The sequence below is a fragment of the Nocardia sp. CDC519 genome, from assembly GCF_059509835.1.
Map to the genome: position 1 here is coordinate 5136853 of NZ_CM183377.1, position 17835 is coordinate 5154687.

General features: G+C 70.5%; 15 protein-coding genes and 1 riboswitch. Of the genes, 6 read left to right on the plus strand and 9 right to left on the minus strand.

Annotation, left to right across the window (positions count from 1 at the left end):
• Positions 1-44: 44 nt before the first annotated feature.
• The 9 genes from mraY to AC5W7N_RS23205 form a co-directional block, all read right to left on the minus strand.
• Positions 45-1121, minus strand: coding sequence for a phospho-N-acetylmuramoyl-pentapeptide-transferase (gene mraY, locus AC5W7N_RS23165; protein ID WP_138446661.1), 1077 nt, complete (start codon positions 1119-1121; stop codon positions 45-47).
• Positions 1118-2632: a UDP-N-acetylmuramoyl-tripeptide--D-alanyl-D-alanine ligase gene (locus AC5W7N_RS23170; RefSeq protein WP_495922135.1), complete on the minus strand. Its 1515-nt coding sequence runs from the start codon at positions 2630-2632 to the stop codon at positions 1118-1120. Before AC5W7N_RS23170 ends, mraY begins: the two co-directional genes overlap by 4 nt.
• A complete protein-coding gene (locus tag AC5W7N_RS23175) occupies positions 2629-4215 on the minus strand; it encodes a UDP-N-acetylmuramoyl-L-alanyl-D-glutamate--2,6-diaminopimelate ligase (protein ID WP_495922136.1) in 1587 nt (528 codons plus the stop codon). The genes AC5W7N_RS23170 and AC5W7N_RS23175 overlap by 4 nt, the downstream gene beginning before the upstream one ends.
• A gap of 168 nt (positions 4216-4383) precedes the next feature.
• Positions 4384-6261: a peptidoglycan D,D-transpeptidase FtsI family protein gene (locus AC5W7N_RS23180; protein WP_416381999.1), complete on the minus strand. Its 1878-nt coding sequence runs from the start codon at positions 6259-6261 to the stop codon at positions 4384-4386.
• Positions 6258-7574: a cell division protein FtsL gene (gene ftsL / locus AC5W7N_RS23185; RefSeq protein ID WP_495922137.1), complete on the minus strand. Its 1317-nt coding sequence runs from the start codon at positions 7572-7574 to the stop codon at positions 6258-6260. The genes AC5W7N_RS23180 and ftsL overlap by 4 nt, the downstream gene beginning before the upstream one ends.
• 131 nt (positions 7575-7705) lie before the next feature.
• Complete coding sequence (gene rsmH, locus AC5W7N_RS23190) at positions 7706-8695, minus strand: 16S rRNA (cytosine(1402)-N(4))-methyltransferase RsmH (protein ID WP_495924182.1); 990 nt, start codon at positions 8693-8695, stop codon at positions 7706-7708.
• Between the two features lie 247 nt (positions 8696-8942).
• Positions 8943-9374, minus strand: coding sequence for a division/cell wall cluster transcriptional repressor MraZ (mraZ, locus tag AC5W7N_RS23195; protein WP_036535307.1), 432 nt, complete (start codon positions 9372-9374; stop codon positions 8943-8945).
• Between the two features lie 473 nt (positions 9375-9847).
• Complete coding sequence (locus AC5W7N_RS23200; protein ID WP_163815600.1) at positions 9848-10273, minus strand: SCO2097 family morphological protein; 426 nt, start codon at positions 10271-10273, stop codon at positions 9848-9850.
• Positions 10274-10384: 111 nt separating this feature from the next.
• On the minus strand, positions 10385-10840 hold the full coding sequence (locus tag AC5W7N_RS23205; RefSeq protein WP_228807086.1) for an SAV_6107 family HEPN domain-containing protein: 456 nt from the start codon (positions 10838-10840) through the stop codon (positions 10385-10387).
• Between the two features lie 172 nt (positions 10841-11012).
• Between AC5W7N_RS23205 and AC5W7N_RS23210 the strand changes: the two genes are divergently transcribed.
• From AC5W7N_RS23210 to AC5W7N_RS23235, 6 genes are all read left to right on the plus strand, one after another.
• On the plus strand, positions 11013-11624 hold the full coding sequence (locus tag AC5W7N_RS23210; protein ID WP_163815602.1) for a GNAT family N-acetyltransferase: 612 nt from the start codon (positions 11013-11015) through the stop codon (positions 11622-11624).
• A 7-nt stretch (positions 11625-11631) separates the two neighbouring features.
• Positions 11632-13194, plus strand: coding sequence for a phytoene desaturase family protein (locus AC5W7N_RS23215; RefSeq protein WP_163815604.1), 1563 nt, complete (start codon positions 11632-11634; stop codon positions 13192-13194).
• Between the two features lie 77 nt (positions 13195-13271).
• The gene (locus AC5W7N_RS23220; RefSeq protein WP_495924184.1) at positions 13272-14054 is read left to right on the plus strand and encodes a carotenoid biosynthesis protein; all 783 of its coding nucleotides are present in this window, start codon (positions 13272-13274) and stop codon (positions 14052-14054) included.
• A 169-nt stretch (positions 14055-14223) separates the two neighbouring features.
• The gene (locus AC5W7N_RS23225; protein ID WP_163815608.1) at positions 14224-15420 is read left to right on the plus strand and encodes a TerC family protein; all 1197 of its coding nucleotides are present in this window, start codon (positions 14224-14226) and stop codon (positions 15418-15420) included.
• 78 nt (positions 15421-15498) lie between these two features.
• Positions 15499-16266, plus strand: coding sequence for an LppM family (lipo)protein (locus AC5W7N_RS23230; RefSeq protein ID WP_416382007.1), 768 nt, complete (start codon positions 15499-15501; stop codon positions 16264-16266).
• Positions 16267-16301: 35 nt separating this feature from the next.
• A complete protein-coding gene (locus tag AC5W7N_RS23235; RefSeq protein ID WP_495922138.1) occupies positions 16302-17519 on the plus strand; it encodes a glycosyltransferase family 2 protein in 1218 nt (405 codons plus the stop codon).
• Between the two features lie 188 nt (positions 17520-17707).
• A riboswitch (SAM riboswitch) is annotated at positions 17708-17801 on the plus strand.
• Positions 17802-17835 lie beyond the last annotated feature (34 nt).

A 17835-nucleotide genomic window follows, 5' to 3' on the forward strand; every position in this document is an offset into this window, starting at 1 on the left:
CCGGCGACCGCAGGGCCCGCGGAGAATGTTCGACCATTGTCAGCTCACCCGACCGCGGAGAGGTATTCGCTGTAGAACAGGCCGAGTCCGACCGCGGAGGCCATCGCGGCCAGCAACCAGAACCGGATGATCACCGTCGTCTCCGCCCATTTACTCAATTCGAAATGGTGATGGAACGGCGCCATCTTGAACAACCGGTTGCGCGTGGTGCGGAACACCGCGACCTGCAACACCACCGACGCCGCCTCGGCGACGAACAGCGCGCCGATGACCACCATCAGCAGTTCGGTGCGGGTGGTGATGGACAGGCCGGCGAGCAGGCCACCCAGCGCCAGCGAGCCGGTGTCGCCCATGAAGATCTTGGCCGGGGCCGCGTTCCACCACAGGAAACCCATGCACGCCGCGGCGCCCGCGGCGCACACCAGCGCCAGGTCCAGCGGGTCGCGCACGTTGTAGCAGCCGGTCTCCGGCTTGGTCTCGCAGGCGTGGTAGTACTGCCAGAACGTGATGATCACGTATCCGCCGAGCACCAGGCTCATCGATCCGGCGGCCAGGCCGTCGAGACCGTCGGTCAGGTTCACCGCGTTCGACCAGGCCACCACCAGCAGGCAGACGAAGGCGAGGAACACGATCACGCCCATCGACACCGTGGTGATGTCGCGGACGTAGGACAGATGCCTGCTGGCCGGGGTCAAGCCGCTGGCGCCGCGGAACTGCAAGGCCAGCACACCGAACACCACCGCGGCGGTGAGCTGGCCGATGTACTTACCGGCGGCCGTCAGGCCGAGATTGCGGCCCTTGCGGATCTTGATGAAATCGTCGACGAATCCGACCGCGCCCAGCGCCGTGGCCAGTCCGAGCACCAGCAGCGCCGAGGCCGAGGGACCTTCGGCGTCGTAGCCGATGCCGATCAGGTGCGAGCCGAGGTACCCGGCCCACATACCGATGATGATGGCGACGCCACCCATGGTCGGCGTGCCGCGCTTGGCCTGATGGCTGGCCGGGCCATCGACCCGGATCTCCTGGCCGAACCCCTGCTTGGCGAACATCTTGATCAGTAGGGGCGTCAACAGAATCGACACCGCCAGCGCGATCCCCGCCGCGAACAGAATCTGTCTCATCGCACTGCCTCCGCGCTACCCCTGCGTCCATCCGGGCGAGCATCGCCGGTCAAATGCTCGGCGACGGCCCACAGGCCGACCGACTGCGACGCCTTGACCAGCACCACATCACCCGGCTCGACCGCGTCGTCGAGCAGCGCGATCGCCGCGCCGATATCGGGGACGAGGACCGATTCCTCGCCCCATGAGCCTTCCATCACCGCACCCTGATGCATCGCCCGGGAGGGCCGGCCGGTGCCGACCACGACGAGCCGGTCCACATCCAGCCGCACCGCGAGACGTCCGATGGCGTCGTGTTCGATCACCGACTCCGCGCCGAGTTCGGCCATCTCACCGAGCACCGCCCAGCTGCGGCGCGGGGTATCACCGGCCTTGGACATGGTGACCAGCGCCTTGAGCGCGGCCCGCACCGAATCCGGGTTGGCGTTGTAGGAGTCGTTGACGACGGTGACACCCTCGGAGGTGGTGCGCACGTCCATCCGGCGGGCCGAGGCCGCACGGGCTCCGGCCAGCGCCGCGACGATGGTGTCGAGGTCCGCGCCGCATTCGAGGCCCACGGCCACCGCCGACAACGCGTTGCCGACCTGATGTTCGCCGTGCACCGACAGCCGCACCTGCGCGCTCCCGGCCGGGGTGTGCACGGTGAACCGCGCCCTGGCCGCATCGTCGAGGACGACGTCGGTGGCCCGGATATCGGCGCGTTCGGCCTGCCCCACCATGACCACCCTGGCCTCGGTGCGTGCGGTCATGGCCGCGACCTGCGAGTCGTCGGCATTGAGCACGGCGAGGCCGGTCGAGGGCAGTGCCTCGACCAGTTCGCCCTTGGCCTTGGCGATCGCCGCACGACTGCCGAACTCGCCGAGGTGGGCGGTGCCGACATTGAGCACGACGCCGATGTTCGGCCGGGCGATCTCGGTGAGCGCGGCGATATGGCCGACACCGCGCGCGGACAGCTCGAGCACCAGGAACCGGGTCGTCTCGTCGGCACGCAAGGCCGTCCACGGATGGCCGAGTTCGTTGTTGAACGAGCCGGGTGGGGCCACCACCGGGCCCAGCGGCGCCAGTACGGCGGCCAGCAGATCCTTGGTGGAGGTCTTGCCGGAGGAGCCGGTGACGCCGACGACGGTCAAACCGCCTGCGGCGACCAACCGTTCGACGCTGGCGCGCGCCAGCTTCGCCAGCGCCGACAGCACCGCCGCGCCGGAGCCGTCGGTATCGCCTGCCACCACCGCCGAATTCGCGGGCAACGTGCCGGGGCTGGGCGCGACCACGATCGCGGGTACACCCACCGGACGCGCGGCCAGCACGGCGACCGCACCGGCCTCGACCGCCGCGGCCGCGTAATCGTGGCCGTCGGCGCGCTCACCCGGGAGGGCGAGGAAAACATCTCCGGGACCGATTCTGCGCGAGTCGAATTCGACCGAACCGGTCACCGTCACCTCCGGGTCCGCGACGTCGTGCAGCGTGCCGCCGACGACGTCCGCGATATCCCGCAGTGTCATCTCGATCATGAAACCGTCAAGTCCTCCGCGTCCGAACCCTGCGGACTTCGCTGCTGTATCGCGGCCGCGAGCACCTCGCGGTCGTCGAACGGGTGCTTCACCCCGTGGATCTCCTGCCCTGCCTCGTGTCCCTTGCCCGCGACCAGTACCACGTCACCGGCGCGGGCCCAGGCCACCGCCGTTTCGATGGCTGCGGCCCGGTCGCCGATCTCGCGGATCTCGCCGCGTTCGGATTCCGGCACACCGAGCGCGCCTGCGCGCAGGGCGGCCCGGATGGCCGCCGGATCCTCGGTGCGCGGATTGTCGTCGGTAATGATCAGTAGATCGGCGCCGCGCGCGCCGGCCGCGCCCATCAACGTCCGTTTGCCCGCATCGCGGTCGCCGCCCGCGCCGACCACCACCGCGAGCCTGCCGCCCGCGCCCGCTTCGGCCAGATGCGCACGCAGCGTGGCGATCACCGATTCGACCGCCGCCGGTTTGTGCGCGTAGTCGACCAGCGCGAGGAAATCCTGGCCGCGCTCCACTCGCTGCATCCGCCCCGGCACGTCGACGGTGGCAAGGGCAGGCGCGGCGGCCGAGGGCTCGACACCCGCAGCCGCGCACAGCGCGAGCGCGAGCAGCCCGTTGGCGACGTTGTAGCGGCCCGGAAGCCGCAGGCGCACATCGGTTTCGCCGTGCGGGCCGGCCGCGGTGAATTCCTGTTCGCCGCCGTGGGTGCGCACCGTGTCCGCGACCTGCCAGTCGGCGGGGCCGGTGGTGGCGACTGTGATCGGTGCGTCCAGCCCGTCGGCCAGGCGCCTGCCCCATTCGTCGTCGACGCAGATCACCGAGGTGCGCGCGGCCACCGGCGACTGCGGCTCGAACAGCCTGCGCTTGGCGGCGAAGTAATCCTCGAAGTCGGCGTGGAAATCCAGGTGGTCCTGGGACAGGTTGGTGAACCCGCCCACCGCGAACCGCACGCCGTCGACCCGGCCGAGGGCCAGCGCATGGCTGGACACCTCCATCACCACCGCGTCCACGCCCTGTTCGACCATCAGCGCGAACATCGCGTGCAGCTGCGGCGCCTCCGGCGTGGTCAGCGCGCTCGGCACCCGGCGTCCGCCGATGCGGGTCTCGATGGTGCCGATCAGCGCGGTGGACAGTCCGGCGGCGGCCAGCCCGGCCTCCACCAGATAGGAGGTGGTGGTCTTCCCGGAGGTCCCGGTGATGCCGACGATGCGCAACCGATCGGAGGGATGGCCGTAGATCGCGGCCGACAGCTCGCCGAGCACCTCGCGCGGGCGTTCCCGCACCAGCACCGGCACCCCGAGCTCACCGGCGAGCCCGGCGCCTTCGGCATCGGTGAACACCGCCACCGCGCCACGCTCGACGGCGGCGCGGGCGAACCGTGCGCCGTGCGCCTTGGAGCCGGGTAGCGCGGCGAACAGATCGCCGGGGAGCACCGCGTCCGAACGCTGTTCGATACCGGTGATCACCAGGCCGGACGGCAGGTCCGAGCGCAGCTCGGCGCCGGTCAGATCCAGCAGGTCGGGCAGCGTCGACGACGTCGGCTCGGCCGGTCGTAGCGCGTGCTGGCTGGACTGCGCGGGCACAAGGTTCCTCTCTGCGATTTGTGGTGCGTACACCGACGACGAGTCAGGTTACCGACGCCTGCTTCGCGGCAGGCAACGCGGTTCACGGATTCGGGTCCGCCGCACCCGCGCCAGCCCACCGCGACACCGGTCGCGGCAGGTCCAGCGATGGCGAGCAGTGGCATGAACTCACGAGGCCTGCAGCACGAAACGCCTGGCAGGCTCGGTGGAGGGCGGGATGCGGTCGCGCTGCAACGCCCAGGACGCGATGTTGTGGAACAGCGGGGCCGCCGACTGTCCGCCGCTGCCGTCGGCGCTGCGGACCGGGGCGTCGAGCATCATGCCGATGACATAGCGCGGGTCCTCGGCCGGGGCCATCCCGGCGAAGGTGATCCAATACGACGAGCTCGAATAGCAGCCGCAGGCCGGGTCGACCTTCTGCGCGGTGCCCGTCTTGCCCGCGATCCGATAGCCCTCGACCGCGGCGGGCACGCCGGTGCCCATCTGCACGCCCATCGGATCGCGCTGCACGACCGCTTGGAACATGGTGCGCAGGGTCTGCGCGGTCTGTGGGCTGACCACCCGCACGCCCTCGGGGGTGGGTTCCTCGGTGCGGGTGCCGTCGGGGGCGATCTTGGCGCGGACGATGCGTGGCGGGATCCGCAGGCCGTCGTTGGCGATGGCCTGGTACATGCCGGTCATCTGCAGCGTCGTCATCGAAAGGCCCTGGCCGATCGGCAGGTTCGCGAAGGTGCCGCCGGACCACTGGTCGCGCGCGGGCAGCAGACCCGGGCTTTCACCGGGCAGGCCGACGCCGGTGCGCTGGCCGAGGCCGAACCGGGTGAGCATGTCGGCGAAGCGGTCCTCACCCACGCGCTGGGCGAGCATCAGCGTGCCGACGTTGGACGACTTCCCGAAGATACCGGTGGTGGTGTAGGGCGCGACGCCGTGTTCCCAGGCATCGCCGACGGTGACGCCTGCCATATGGATCTGGCCGGGCACCTGATGGACCTCGTCCGGGTTGGTGAGTCCGTATTCGATGGCGGCCGCGGCGGTGACGATCTTGTTCACCGAGCCGGGCTCGAAGGCATGGGTCACCGACGGGTTGTCCAGCGCTTCCGGTTTCCAATGCTCCGGCCCGAGTGACGGATTGAAGGTGTTGTCGTTGGCCATCGCCAGCACCTGGCCGGTCTTGGCGTCCAGCACCACCGCCGACGCCGATTGCGCGCCGGAGAGGTCCTTGGCCTGCTGCACCTGCTGCTGGACGTAGTACTGCAGGTCCGAATCGAGGGTGAGTTCGACGCCGTAGCCGTTGACCGCGGGCACCCGGTCGCGCCAGCTGCCCGGGATCACCGCGCCGTCGGCGCCGCGGTCGTAGGTGTGCGAGCCGTCGGTGCCCGCGAGCACCGAATCCATCGACGATTCCAGCCCGATCTGGCCGTGGCCGTCCCAGCCGGTGGCACCGATGATATTGGCGGCCAGCGATCCGCCCGGGTACTCGCGCGGATTCTGCGAGTCGGCGCCGACCTCCTTGAACTCGACGACGATCTCGGCGGCGATGCGCGGATCGACATTGCGGGCCAGATACACGAACTGCTCGTCGCTGTTGAGCAGTTCCAGCAGCTTCTTCTCGCTGGGCCCCTTGTCGCCGAGTTTCTCGTGGATGGTGGCGGCGATATCGCGCAGCCGCTGCTCGGGATCGGGCGCGGAATCGTCCTTGGCCTTGGCCTCGGCCAGATCCTTGCGCACCTTCACTGGCTGGAAGTGCAGTTCCTTGGCGGTGACGGTGAACGCGAGCGCCTTGCCGTTACGGTCGGTGATGGGCCCGCGCATGGCCTCGTCCACCCAGTGCGCGGTGCGCTGGCTGGCCGCCTGCGCGGACAGTCCCGGCGCCGAAATGCTCTGCACCCACAGCAATTGGATCGCGACGACGGCGAGCGCGCCGAACATCGCGATCCGCCCAACCCCCAACCGCATCCGCACCGGCCGGTCCAGCTGCGGCGCCGCAGGCCTGCGTCTGTTCACCGGCCCGCGACGGGAACGCTTCGCGGGTCCGGGCCGCCTCATCGTGCGGCCTCGCCAGCGGTCGGCCGCACGGCGGGCGCGACGCCGGGTTGCCCGGGCGCGTTCTCGATGAGAGCCGGTGCGGCGGGGGCTGATTCAGCAGCCATGCCCTGCCCTTCGACGGGACCTGGATTCGACGGCGGAGCGGGGACGTTCGGCGCCGGGACCGGCACCTCGGCAGTGTCTTGCCGCTGATCCGCGGCAGGCCCGGCGACCGGGCCGGCGGCCGGGGCCGAAGCCGCGGACTGATCCGGCATCTGGGCGGGGGCCGGAGCCGCAGGCGCCGACGCGGTGGCCGCCGCCGGTGACTGCGCGATCGGCGCCGCGGCAGGTGCCGGTGTCGCGGCCGGTGCTCCTGCTGGGGCCGGAACCGTGGCAGGGTCCGGTGCGGCAGCGGGCGCTCCGTCTGCCGGGGCCGGTGCAGCGTCGGCCGGCGGGACCGGGGCGGCGGCCGGGACCGGTGCCGGGCCCGCGGCCGGGTCGACCGGAGCGGGTGCCGGGCCCGCGGCCGGATCCGCCGAAGCGGGTGGGGCACCTGCGGGAATGGGCGCTGGTGCGGGAGCACCGGCCGGAGCGGGCGCCGACGCCCCGGCCTGGCCCGCAGCTGCGCCTTCCGGTGCCGGAGCGCCGGCGGGCGCGGGGCTCGGCGCCGCAGGGCTCGGCGCGGCAGGCGTCAACCCGGCTCCCACCGGCGGGGCGGCGTTGATCTGGGCGCCGTCCGGACGCGCGGCCGGAGCGCGGGGCGTCGAGGTGACCGGGACAACTCGTTCGCCGTGGCTCTGCGGCGCCCCCGGGCGGTCCGCGGCGCGGGTGGGCGGCGGGTTCAGCGGCGGCACCGGTGCGCCCTCGGCGGGCTTCGGGTCACCGATGACGATGATGCTGCCATCGGGCCCGACCACCAGGCGCGCCGGGTCCTTGGCCGGGATCATGCCGAGTTCCCTGGCCCGCGCGGCGAGTTCGGGCGCCGAATCGGCGGCCTCCACTTCCCGTTGCAGTGCGGCCCGCTCGTCGGCGAGGGTCTGGTTCAGCTTCCTGGCATCGCTGAGCAGGTAGCTGTCCTCCGCGGCACGGGTGGTGAGCAGCAGGGTCAGCGCGAGCCCGCAGCCGAGCAGGGCGAGAATCGCCGCGACGAACGGGATGCGGGTGGCCATGACCGAACCGCGCGGCAGCACCGCATCGAAGGCGCCTGCCCCTTCGGCGCGCAGCTTGCGGCGGGCGTAGGCGCGTTGCGCCGCACCCGATTTCACCCGCTCGGCGGCCTGCACTCGGCGGGCGATCCGCCTGGGCTCGGCGACGGTCGGTGTCCGTACGCTCACGCTGTGCCCTCCTTTGGCCTGACCGGGCCGCTCTGCTCGCTCAGCCGAGCTGCCCGCGGGCACCGACCCGCTCGTGCGGACCGCCCCCCGTCTCCCCGTGGAAGGCTGCCCGAGCGTCGTCGTCGCCCTGCTCATGCACCCTCCTGAATCCGTTCTGCCGCGCGCATCCGTACCGGGGCGGCGCGCGGGTTCTCCTCGATCTCTGCTTCGGTGGCCTGCTCCGCGCCGCGGGTGAGCAACCGGAATTCCGGCCCCATGCCGGGCAGTTCCATCGGCAGGCCGACCGGCGTGCGCGAGGCCGCACGCTGGGCCAGTTCATGTTTGACGACGCGGTCCTCGAGTGACTGATACGACATGACCACGATCCGCCCGCCCACTCGCAGTGCGTTCAGCGCCGCGGGCAGTGCGGCGCGCAGCGATTCCAGCTCACCGTTGACCTCGATCCGCAGCGCCTGGAAGGTGCGTTTGGCCGGATGCCCGCCGGTGCGCCTGGTGGCGGCGGGGATCGCGTCGTAGAGCAGTTCCACCAGCTGCGCGCTGGTGGTGAACGGCCGCTGCTGCCTGCGTCGCACGATCTCGCTCGCGATGCGGCCCGCGAAACGTTCCTCGCCATAGGTTTTCAGGATCCGGGCCAGCTCGCCGTGGCTGTAGGTGTTGAGCACGTCGGCGGCGGTGGGGCCGGTGGTCGGATCCATCCGCATGTCCAGCGGGGCGTCCACCGAGTAGGCGAAGCCGCGATCGGTCTCGTCCAGCTGCATGGACGAGACACCGAGGTCCATCAGGATGGCGCTGACCGAACCGGTGGCCGACAGCCCGGCCTCGGCGAGGGCATCGGGGATTCCGTCATAACGGGTGTGTACCAGGGTGATTCGGTCCTGGTATGGCCGCAGTCGCTCGCCCGCGAGCGCGAGGGCATCGGTGTCGCGGTCGAGCCCGACCAGCCGGATCCGCGGGTAGGTGCGCAGGAAATGTTCTGCGTGCCCGCCCAATCCGAGGGTGGCATCGAGGTAGACGGCGCCGGGTTCGCCGAGCGCGGGCCCGAGCAATTCGTCGGCGCGCTGCAGCAGGACCGGGACATGGCGCGGGCCGTGCTGTTCACGGTTCACCTCGACCTCCCGGATCTTGCCTCGCTTCGTCACGCACCGATATCGGGTCGCCTTGTTCCGCAGTGTTTTCGGCGAACACCGCGGGTAGATGGGTCGTGCTGTCGTGAGTGATTGCTCTGGATTGCGGAGCAGCGAATGCTGCGGGATTCGGACCGGATGTCGGTGACGAATGCCCCGTGGTCTCTGACCGAAGCGGCACCTGGCGTCGGGGAAGTACGTCAGGGTCCGCATCCGGGCAGAGGCCGCGTGGCACTCGTACGGGCTAGAAGATCCCGCCCAGCGACTCGTCTCTGGCTTGTGCGTAGTCCTCCTCGTGTTCGGCGAGGTAGGACTCCCACGCCTGCTTGTCCCATATTTCGAGGAAGTCGACCGAACCGATCACCACGCAATCCCGTGACAGGTTGGCGTAGCGACGATGATCCGCCGACAGCACGATCCGGCCCTGAGCGTCCGGACGCTGTTCGTCCGTGCCTGCCGCGAGAGCCCGGACGAACGCCCGTGCCTGCGGGTTGCTCCGAGACGCCGCCGCGGCTCGCCGCGCGAGCGCGGTGAACTCCTCTTTGGGGTACACGGCAAGGCTGTGGTCCTGCCCCTTCGTGACCATCAACCCTCCCGCCAGATCGTCTCGAAACTTCGCAGGCAACGTGAGTCGCCCTTTGTCGTCCAATCGAGGTGTGTAGGTACCGAGAAACAACTCGACACCTCCCTACCGGACCACCTCGATCACGCATGGCCGGAACTCGCTCCGGCCGAGCGCCTTACGGCCTCTCCTGTAGTGCGCGCTCCACATTACCCCACTTTCCCCCACTTTCAATCGAAACACGGGGTGATCTGGCTCCCCGCTTCGGCGATTCCGCAGGTCATCCCAGCTATCACTGTGTGGAAGAACTTTTCCGGCGCTTCACCTCCCCGCGCGCGTCCACATCGACCCACCCCGACAACAACCAGCAAACTCCCTGGTGTGCCCTCGGATCGAGGAGCGGTGGGGGAAGGTGGGGCGCGATCGTGGGGCGATGTGGGGCTCAGCGGGCCGAGCCGGCCCGTGCCGACCGGTCGGCTCGACACGCCGTGGACGCCAAGGGGTGTGGACAGACAGACGAACGGCGGTGCGGCACCGGGAATCCGGTACCGCACCGCCGTTCGGAGTAGAGCTCGGGCGAGCGGAGGTTACTCCTGCTCGAACCTTCTGCGGAAGCGATCTTCCATGCGCTCGGAGAAGCCGCCGGACCGGCGCTGACGTCCGCGCCCACCGGAGCCGGGGCCGGACGGACCGCTCGACGGCGCGTCGCCACCGCGATCGCCGCCGCCGGCCTTCTTGGAGCCACCGAGCAGCAGCAGCACTCCGGCACCGAACATGACGATGAATCCGATCAGGCTGATGATCGGGAAGCCGCCCGGCTTCACCGGTGCGGCGATACCTGCGACGAGTAGGAACAGGCCGAGGACGAACAAGGCGGCGGCCTGAAGTCTGCGTCTACTCGAGGTCGTACGAAGGCGTCCGCCGCGGACGGACGAGGCGAACTTCGGATCCTCAGCATAGAGCGCGCTCTCGATCTGTTCGAGCATGCGCTGCTCGTGCTCGGAGAGTGGCACGGTACCTCCCCCGGCACTAGGACGTGGCTGTCGCCTCCGGGTAGGCGACAGATAGCCGACCTTGGCGGCTATCTGTCTCCAATGATACGAGTTCGATCAGGGCCGTACCACCTACTCGCCGATAACTCGCGGACCGATCCCGAAGTCGGGCTCCGCCGGGCCACGCAAACGGGCGGCGGGCGCGATCAAATCCTCCACGTCGTGCAGGAACGCGCCGACCCGGGAGTAGAACTCGTCGGCCTGGGTGTGTCCGATCTCGCGCGGCAGGCCCGCCTCCAGCGCGGCCCGCGTCTCGGAATGGGCACTGAAGTAGTCGGCCCACATCACGAATTCCGGGGCCGCGCGTTGCAGCATCACCCAGGCATTGCGCGATCGCGCTCGCGGCGCGGCATCGGCGCCGGTGGCCGCGAGCACGGCGCCCGCACCGCGCAGGGCGGCCAGATAGGCGGTGCGGAAACGTTCGCGTGGATCGTGCTCCCCCGCCGCTTCCATCAACAGCCCGTCGGCGCGGCGCAGCAGCATGCCCGCGCGCCCGGGCCGGCCCGGATGAACGTTTCGACCAGACATCAGCCGTCCCTCCACCAGTCGCACACCTCGGCCCGAGACCGATGGCCGACCGGACGGTCGGCACCGCACGAACCGAACAGGTATTCGAACGTTTGAATTGAGCTTGAATATAGAGACGACCACCGACACGTTTTCCCGCTCGCATGTCGAGCGTCCCCACGACACGAGAGCCATGACCGCCGTCAAGCCACATCACACGCCCGCACCCGTCGTCGTCGACCTCTCGGTCACGGCGCTGCGTGCCCGGTTGCACGACGCGCTCGCGGTGTACGTCGCGGCGATGGACTACCCGCGCGGCACCGAACACCACCGCGCGCCCATGTGGACCGAACACACCTCCCGCGCGGGCTGGCAGGCCGTGGCCGCGGTGATCCCCGACGACTCCGGCTACTTCGATGTGCGCACCTCGCCGATCGTGGCCATCGGCTACGGGTACCGGGGCGCACCGCATCAGTGGTGGCAGCAGCAGGTCTATACGGGCATGCGGCGGTCGAGCTGGCCGGAGCATTCGGCACGGGAGCTGCTGTCGGACTATTTCGAGCTCACCGAACTGCATGTGCACCCGTCGGCGCAGGGTCGCGGCATCGGCTCGACGCTGCTGGAGCGGCTGCTGCGGGATCGGCCCGAGCGGGCGGTGCTGCTGTCGACCCCCGAGGTCGACGCCGAGGACAACCGGGCCTGGCGGCTGTACCGGCGCGCCGGGTTCGGCGATGTGGTGCGGCATTTCATCTTCGCCGGGGACACCAGGGAGTTCGCCATCCTGGGCCGGCGGCTGCCGCTGTGAGCTCGCGATGACGATCGTGGTCGTCGGTTCCGGCCACAACGCGTTGGTCGCGGCTTGCTATCTGGCGCGGGCCGGGCAGCGGGTGGAGGTGCTCGAGCGCGACGAGGTGCTCGGCGGTGCGGTCTCCACGGTCGAGCGATTCCCCGGGCATCTGGTCGATCGCGGGTCCTCGGCGCACATCATGATCCGACACACCGGCATCATCGAGGAGCTGGACCTGGCGCGCTTCGGGCTGCGCTACATCGATTGCGATCCATGGGGTTTCACGCCCGCGGGCCCGGACGGCCGCGCGCCCATCGTGTTCCATCGCGACCTCGACCGCACCTGTGCGTCCATCGCCGCGGCCTGCGGGGAACGCGAGGCCGATGCCTATCGCCGGTTCGTGCGGGACTGGGGTCCGCGCAGCGCGCGGGTGATGCGCGCGTTCGGCGGCGGCCCGACGCCCGGGCATCTGCTGCGCTCGTTCTGGGGGCTGGACGCGAGTGCCGGCGGCAGCGCGCTGTCACACGAATTCCTGCAATCCGGTGACGCGCTGCTGGACGGCCTGTTCGACGACGAGCGGCTCAAGGCATCGCTGGCCTGGTTCGGCGCGCAGTCCGGCCCGCCCATGTCGGAGCCGGGGACCGCGCCGATGGTGGGCTTCGCGGCACTGATGCACACGCTGCCGCCCGGGCGCGCTGTCGGCGGTAGTGGCGCGCTGACCTCGGCGTTGGTGGCGCGGCTGCGGTCCGACGGCGGGGTGGTGACCAGCGGTGACGCGGTGACCGAGATGCGCCGCGACGGCGAGGGCTGGCGGGTGCGCACCGCCTCCGGCCGGGAACTCACCGCGCGCGCCGTCATCGCGGGCACCCACATCCTGACCACGCTGGAGCTGCTGGGTGCGGGCGGTTTCGACGCCGCGACGCTGGCGGACTGGCGCCGCCGGATCCGGGTCGGGCCCGGCATCGGGATGGTGGTGCGTGCCGCGACCGACGCGCTGCCCGCCTACCCCGGTAGCTCGGCGCGGGAATCGGCGCGCGGGCTGCAATTCCTGGTGTCCGAGCGCAGGCAGCTGCGGGCGGCGCACGGCGCGGCGCTGGCCGGTGCGCTGCCGCCGCGGCCGGTGGTGCTGGCGATGAGTTTCAGTGCGCTGGATCCGAGTATCGCCGCGCCGGGTGAGCATCAGCTGTCGCTGTGGTCGCAGTGGCATCCCTACCGGCTCGCCGACGGCGCCGACTGGGCCGCGCTCGCCGACGCCGAGGCCGACCGGATCATCGGCGAAGTCGATTCCTACGCACCCGGTTTCGCGGATTCGGTGCTGCGCCGATTCGTGCAGACCCCTGCCGATCTGGAGCGCGAACTCGGGTTGCTGGGTGGCAACGTCATGCATGTGGAGATGTCGCTGGACCAGATGATGCTGTGGCGGCCGCTGCCGGAGTTGTCGGGGCAGCGGGTGCCCGGCGCACCTGGGCTGTATCTGACCGGCGCCTCGACCCATCCCGGCGGCGGCGTGTCCGGGGCCAGCGGCCGCACCGCCGCGCGGCTGGTGCTGCGCGATCAGGGTCGGTTCGCGCGGCTGTTGCGACGATGAGCCGCGTCCGGCACGCCGCGACCGACCGAGGCCTCGGCCGGTTCTCGGCGGTCGCGTCCCGCGGCCACCGACCGGAGATCGGTGCGCTCGTTCCCGGCGCACTCGCCGTTGCGTGGGTGCTCAGCCAGATCGCCTACCCCCTGACCAGCGGCGCGGACCGCGACCGGGTGACGGTGACGGTGGTCGTGCTCGCGGCCGCGACCGCCTTGACCCACGCCGCCTACACCCGCGGCCCGCGCTACGCGCTCGGCGTCCTGATCATCGTGTCCGGCAGCGGCCTGCTCGCCGAGATCATCGGCACCGCGACCGGGATACCGTTCGGCTGCTACGACTACGCCACCGATCGGCTGGGGCCTGCCATCGCCGGTGTTCCGCTGGTGGTCCCGCTGGCCTGGACCGGCGGGGTGTACCCGATCTGGGTGGTCGCGGGCCTGCTGACCGGCCGGACGTGGCGGCGGATCCCGGTCACCGCGGTCGGCGCGGTGGGCTGGGATCTGTTTCTCGACCCGCAGATGGTCGCCGACGGTCACTGGAGCTGGTGCGTCACCGACGCGGGACTGCCGGGCATCGAACACATTCCGCTCACCAACTATCTGGGCTGGCTGCTGGTGGCGACGCTGATGGCGGTGCTGCTCACCGGCTGGGAACGCACGGCCCCGTGGCGGCGCGGCGGAAACGCGGTGCCGGTGGCGGCGTTCGGGTGGACCTGGCTCGGTTCGGCGCTGGCGCACGCCGTGTTCCTGGATCTGCCCGCCTCCGCCTGCTACGGCGCCGTCGGCATGGGGCTGCTCGGTGTGCCGCTGGCGGTGCGGCTGGTGCGCGCACGAGGTGCGGTGCCCGCGCCGCCCGCATCGAGCTGATCGGCGACCGCTTCCGGTCGGGTTCGCCCATGTCGCGACCCGGATCGAGTAGGTTCGGAGCAGTCGGCTGTGGCAGCGGGCGGGCCGGACCGCGGTAGCGCGAGCGGGCCGTCCCGGCGCCACACCCCCGACGCCCGATCGGCTTCGTCGTCCACGATCCGGAGGGAAGATGCAGGTATCGACCGCGGTATGGATCCCGACCCTGGTCCTGATCGCCGGATTACTGCTGTTCGACTACTTCTTCCACGTGCGCAAGGCGCACACCCCCACCTTGCGCGAGGCGGCGATCTGGTCGGCGATCTATGTCGGGATCGCGGTGGTCTTCGGGTTCGTGGTGCTGATCTTCGGCGGCGTGCAGATGGGCACCGAGTACTTCGCCGGCTATGTCACCGAGAAGGCGTTGTCGGTGGACAACCTGTTCGTCTTTCTCGTCATCATCGGCAGTTTCCGCGTTCCCCGCGAGTACCAGCAGAAGGTGCTGCTGGTCGGGATCGTGTTCTCGCTGATCGCGCGGACCGGGTTCATCTTCCTCGGCGCCTCGCTGATCAACGCCTTCGCCTGGGTGTTCTACATCTTCGGCCTGTTGCTGCTGGTCACCGCGGGCAATATGCTGGCTCCGGCGGAAACCGAGACCCGGTCGGCGGACAACATCGTGATCCGGGTGGCCAAGAGATGGTTTCGCACCACTCCCGATTACGACGGCGACAAGCTGTTCACCGTGCGCGGCGGCAAGCGCATGCTCACCCCGATGCTGCTGGTGATGGTGGCCATCGGCGGTACCGACGTGATGTTCGCGCTCGATTCGATTCCGGCGATCTTCGGGCTCACCCAGAACGTCTACGTGGTGTTCACCGTGACCGCGTTCTCGCTGATGGGGTTGCGGCAGCTGTATTTCCTGATCGACGGCCTGCTCGATCGGCTGATCTACCTGTCGTTCGGACTGGCGGCGATCCTCGGTTTCATCGGCGTCAAGCTGATTCTGCACGCGCTGCACGAGAACAATCTGCCGTTCATCAACAACGGCGATCCGGTGCATGTGGGCGAGATCAGTACCGGTGCGTCGCTGCTGGTGATCCTGCTGGTGCTGGTGGTCACCGTGGTTGTGTCGGTGATCAGTCCGCGCGGGCGCGCCCAGCAGGCCGTGGCCAATGCCCGCAGGCACGCCACCGACTACCTCGACCTCGGCTACACCGCCGATCAGGCCGAACGCGACCGGATCTTCGGGCTGCTGCGCAGCGAGGAGCAGCGGCTGCGCGCCCTGCCGGAGAAGTACCGGCGACGGATCCGGCAGGAGGACGAACTGATGGAGCTGCTGCACCGTGCCCATCGCCGCCACGACGAAGCGGTGGCCGCGCGCAGCCGGTAGCGAGACCCACCTGGGACTATCGCGCCGATGCGCGGTGTCGCGTGCGTGGCGCGGCGCGCGCCTGGCACGATGTCACCCGTGCAGCCGAGTCCCGACACCACGACACCCGACGTTCCGGCCCCCTCGCCGCGCGCGCCCCGCCCCGGGATCCGGGTGACGGCGGCCGTGTTGCTGGCGGCTCTGCTGGTGCCGGTGCTGGCCGGCTGCCTGCGGGTGCAGGCCTCGATGGGTGTCTCGTCCAACGACCGGGTCTCCGGCCGTATCGTCGCCGCGGTGATCCCGGCCAACCCCGAGGACAAGGGCCCGCAGTTGAAGGCGCCGGACGCGCTGGCCACCAAGATGCGGGTGGAGCCCTACAGCCAGGATGGCTACGTCGGCAGTCAGGTGTTCTTCGACGATCTGAACTTCGGTGAGGTGCAGCAGCTCGGTCAGCTGTCGGAGCAGACCCAGGGCATGTTCCAGTTGCAGTTCCAGCGCACCGGCGATCTGGTCAGCCTCAATGGCCGCGTCGACCTGAAATCGGTGCCGCCGCACGGCTCGGACGTGCAGTTCAGCATCGCGTTCCCGGCCCGCATCGCTAAGACGAACGGTAATCGTGAGGGCGATTCGGTGGTGTCGTGGAAGCTGCCGCCCGGCGACGTCACCAATATTCGCGCCGAGGTGAGTTACGCCGACCCGAACACCCGCTCGTTCGCCGGCTGGGCAGGCATCGTCGGCGGCATCACCCTGGCCGTGGCGGCCGTGGTGGCGGCGATGGCCTACGTCAACCGCAATCCGGCGCCGCCGAACGCCCCGGAACCGAGCTTCGACCTCGGCCGTTGGTGGCGCGAAGTGCGCAGTAAGTAGGTAAGGGTGTGCCGGCCCGGCGTGGTCGAGCGACGATGACCGGCGGGGCTGGTGGGTTGCGGCGTCGGCGCGCCGCTTCCGATGCGCGAGCGCGGCGCGAACCGCATCCGCTGGTCGCGCGGGCGGTGCGGGTGGGCGCCGGGATCGCGGTGGCGGGATGCGCTGTCGCGGTGGGGAATCTGCTGACGATGCGCCGGTTGCGCCCGGGCCCGCCGGTGCCCGAGCCCGTGGCCGTCTGTGTCCCCGCGCGCGACGAGGCCGAGCGGCTGCCGCGGCTGGTCGCGGATCTGCGCGCGCAGACGGGTGTGCCCGGGTTGCGGGTGCTGATCCTCGATGACGGCTCGACCGATGGCACCGAGACGGCGGCGCGGCACGCGGCCGGCGACGACCCGCGCATCACCGTGCTGCGCTGCGACGACGAACCCGAGCCGGGGTGGACCGGTAAGGCCGCCGCGTGCGCCGGGCTGGCCGAGGCGGCCGCCGCGACCGGCGCCACCGCGTTGATCTTCGTCGATGCCGACGTGCGGCTGGCACCCGCGGCGATCGCCGCGGCGGTGACCGAATTGCGGGCGCGGCGTTGCGCACTGGTCTCGCCCTGGCCGCGGCAACTCGCGCACTCGGCCGCCGAACAACTGGTACAGCCGCTGCTGTGCTGGTCGTGGGCCACGACGCTGCCGATCGCGCTCGCGAACCGGGGTGCGCGCCCGTCGATGGCGGTGGCGTGCGGGCAGTTCCTGGCCTTCGACGCGGCGGCCTACCGAGCCATCGGCGGGCATGCTGCGGTGGCGGGCAGCGTCACCGAGGATCTCGATATCGCCAGGGTGATGCGGCGTCAGGGCCTGCGCACCGAAGTGGTGGCGGCCGGATCGATGGCATGCACTCGCATGTACCGTGATGCGGCCGAACTGGAGGCCGGGTATACGCGGTGGCTCTGGTCGGCCTACGGCGGTTCGGCGGCAGGTGGTTTCGCGGTGGGCGCCGTTGCCGCGCTCGCCTACTGGGTGCCGCCGCTGGCCCTGATCGCCGGGCACGGGCGGGTCCGGCGGATCGGCCTGATGGGCTATGTGGCCGCGGTCGCGGGACGACTCGTGACCTGCCTCCTGGACAGCGGTGCGGCACCCGGTCGCGACGACATCCTCGCCGCGTGCGCCCATCCGGTATCGGTCGCGGCCTACCTCTATCTCTGGGCACGTTCACGCCGCGCCCGGCGGCGCCGGACACTCGTGTGGAAGGGCCGCTCGCTCACGCAGTGAGGCCGAGACCCGTGATCTCACACTCTCCGAGCAGGCGCCCGCGGCACCGTTTCGCACCCCTACCCGACCGCGCACCGGCTCGCCGGACAAGGGCTCAACTCACCCTGATTACTACCATTGTGCTGCGGTTTCCCTGCGACGCATGATGATTCGGCCCGACCGGAGGCCCACCCGGTTCCGGTCCGGCGACACCATCCAGAGCGACCGAGAGACCTGGCTCGCCGACGTCGCAGCAACCCCCCGGTCAACGGGTGCGGGTGCTTCTGCCGGGACCGATGGAGGCACACATGGTCGAGTCCGCAGGCCGCACGTCGCG

Excerpts from the sequence above, each read along its gene's own strand:
- AC5W7N_RS23210 (WP_163815602.1), top strand. The coding sequence starts at position 11,013 with ATGACCGCCGTCAAGCCACATCACACGCCCGCACCCGTCGTCGTCGAC.
- AC5W7N_RS23170 (WP_495922135.1), bottom strand. The coding sequence starts at position 2,632 with ATGATCGAGATGACACTGCGGGATATCGCGGACGTCGTCGGCGGCACG.
- AC5W7N_RS23235 (WP_495922138.1), top strand. The coding sequence starts at position 16,302 with ATGACCGGCGGGGCTGGTGGGTTGCGGCGTCGGCGCGCCGCTTCCGAT.
- AC5W7N_RS23180 (WP_416381999.1), bottom strand. The coding sequence starts at position 6,261 with ATGAGGCGGCCCGGACCCGCGAAGCGTTCCCGTCGCGGGCCGGTGAAC.
- AC5W7N_RS23215 (WP_163815604.1), top strand. The coding sequence starts at position 11,632 with ATGACGATCGTGGTCGTCGGTTCCGGCCACAACGCGTTGGTCGCGGCT.
- mraY (WP_138446661.1), bottom strand. The coding sequence starts at position 1,121 with ATGAGACAGATTCTGTTCGCGGCGGGGATCGCGCTGGCGGTGTCGATT.
- AC5W7N_RS23205 (WP_228807086.1), bottom strand. The coding sequence starts at position 10,840 with ATGTCTGGTCGAAACGTTCATCCGGGCCGGCCCGGGCGCGCGGGCATG.
- AC5W7N_RS23225 (WP_163815608.1), top strand. The coding sequence starts at position 14,224 with ATGCAGGTATCGACCGCGGTATGGATCCCGACCCTGGTCCTGATCGCC.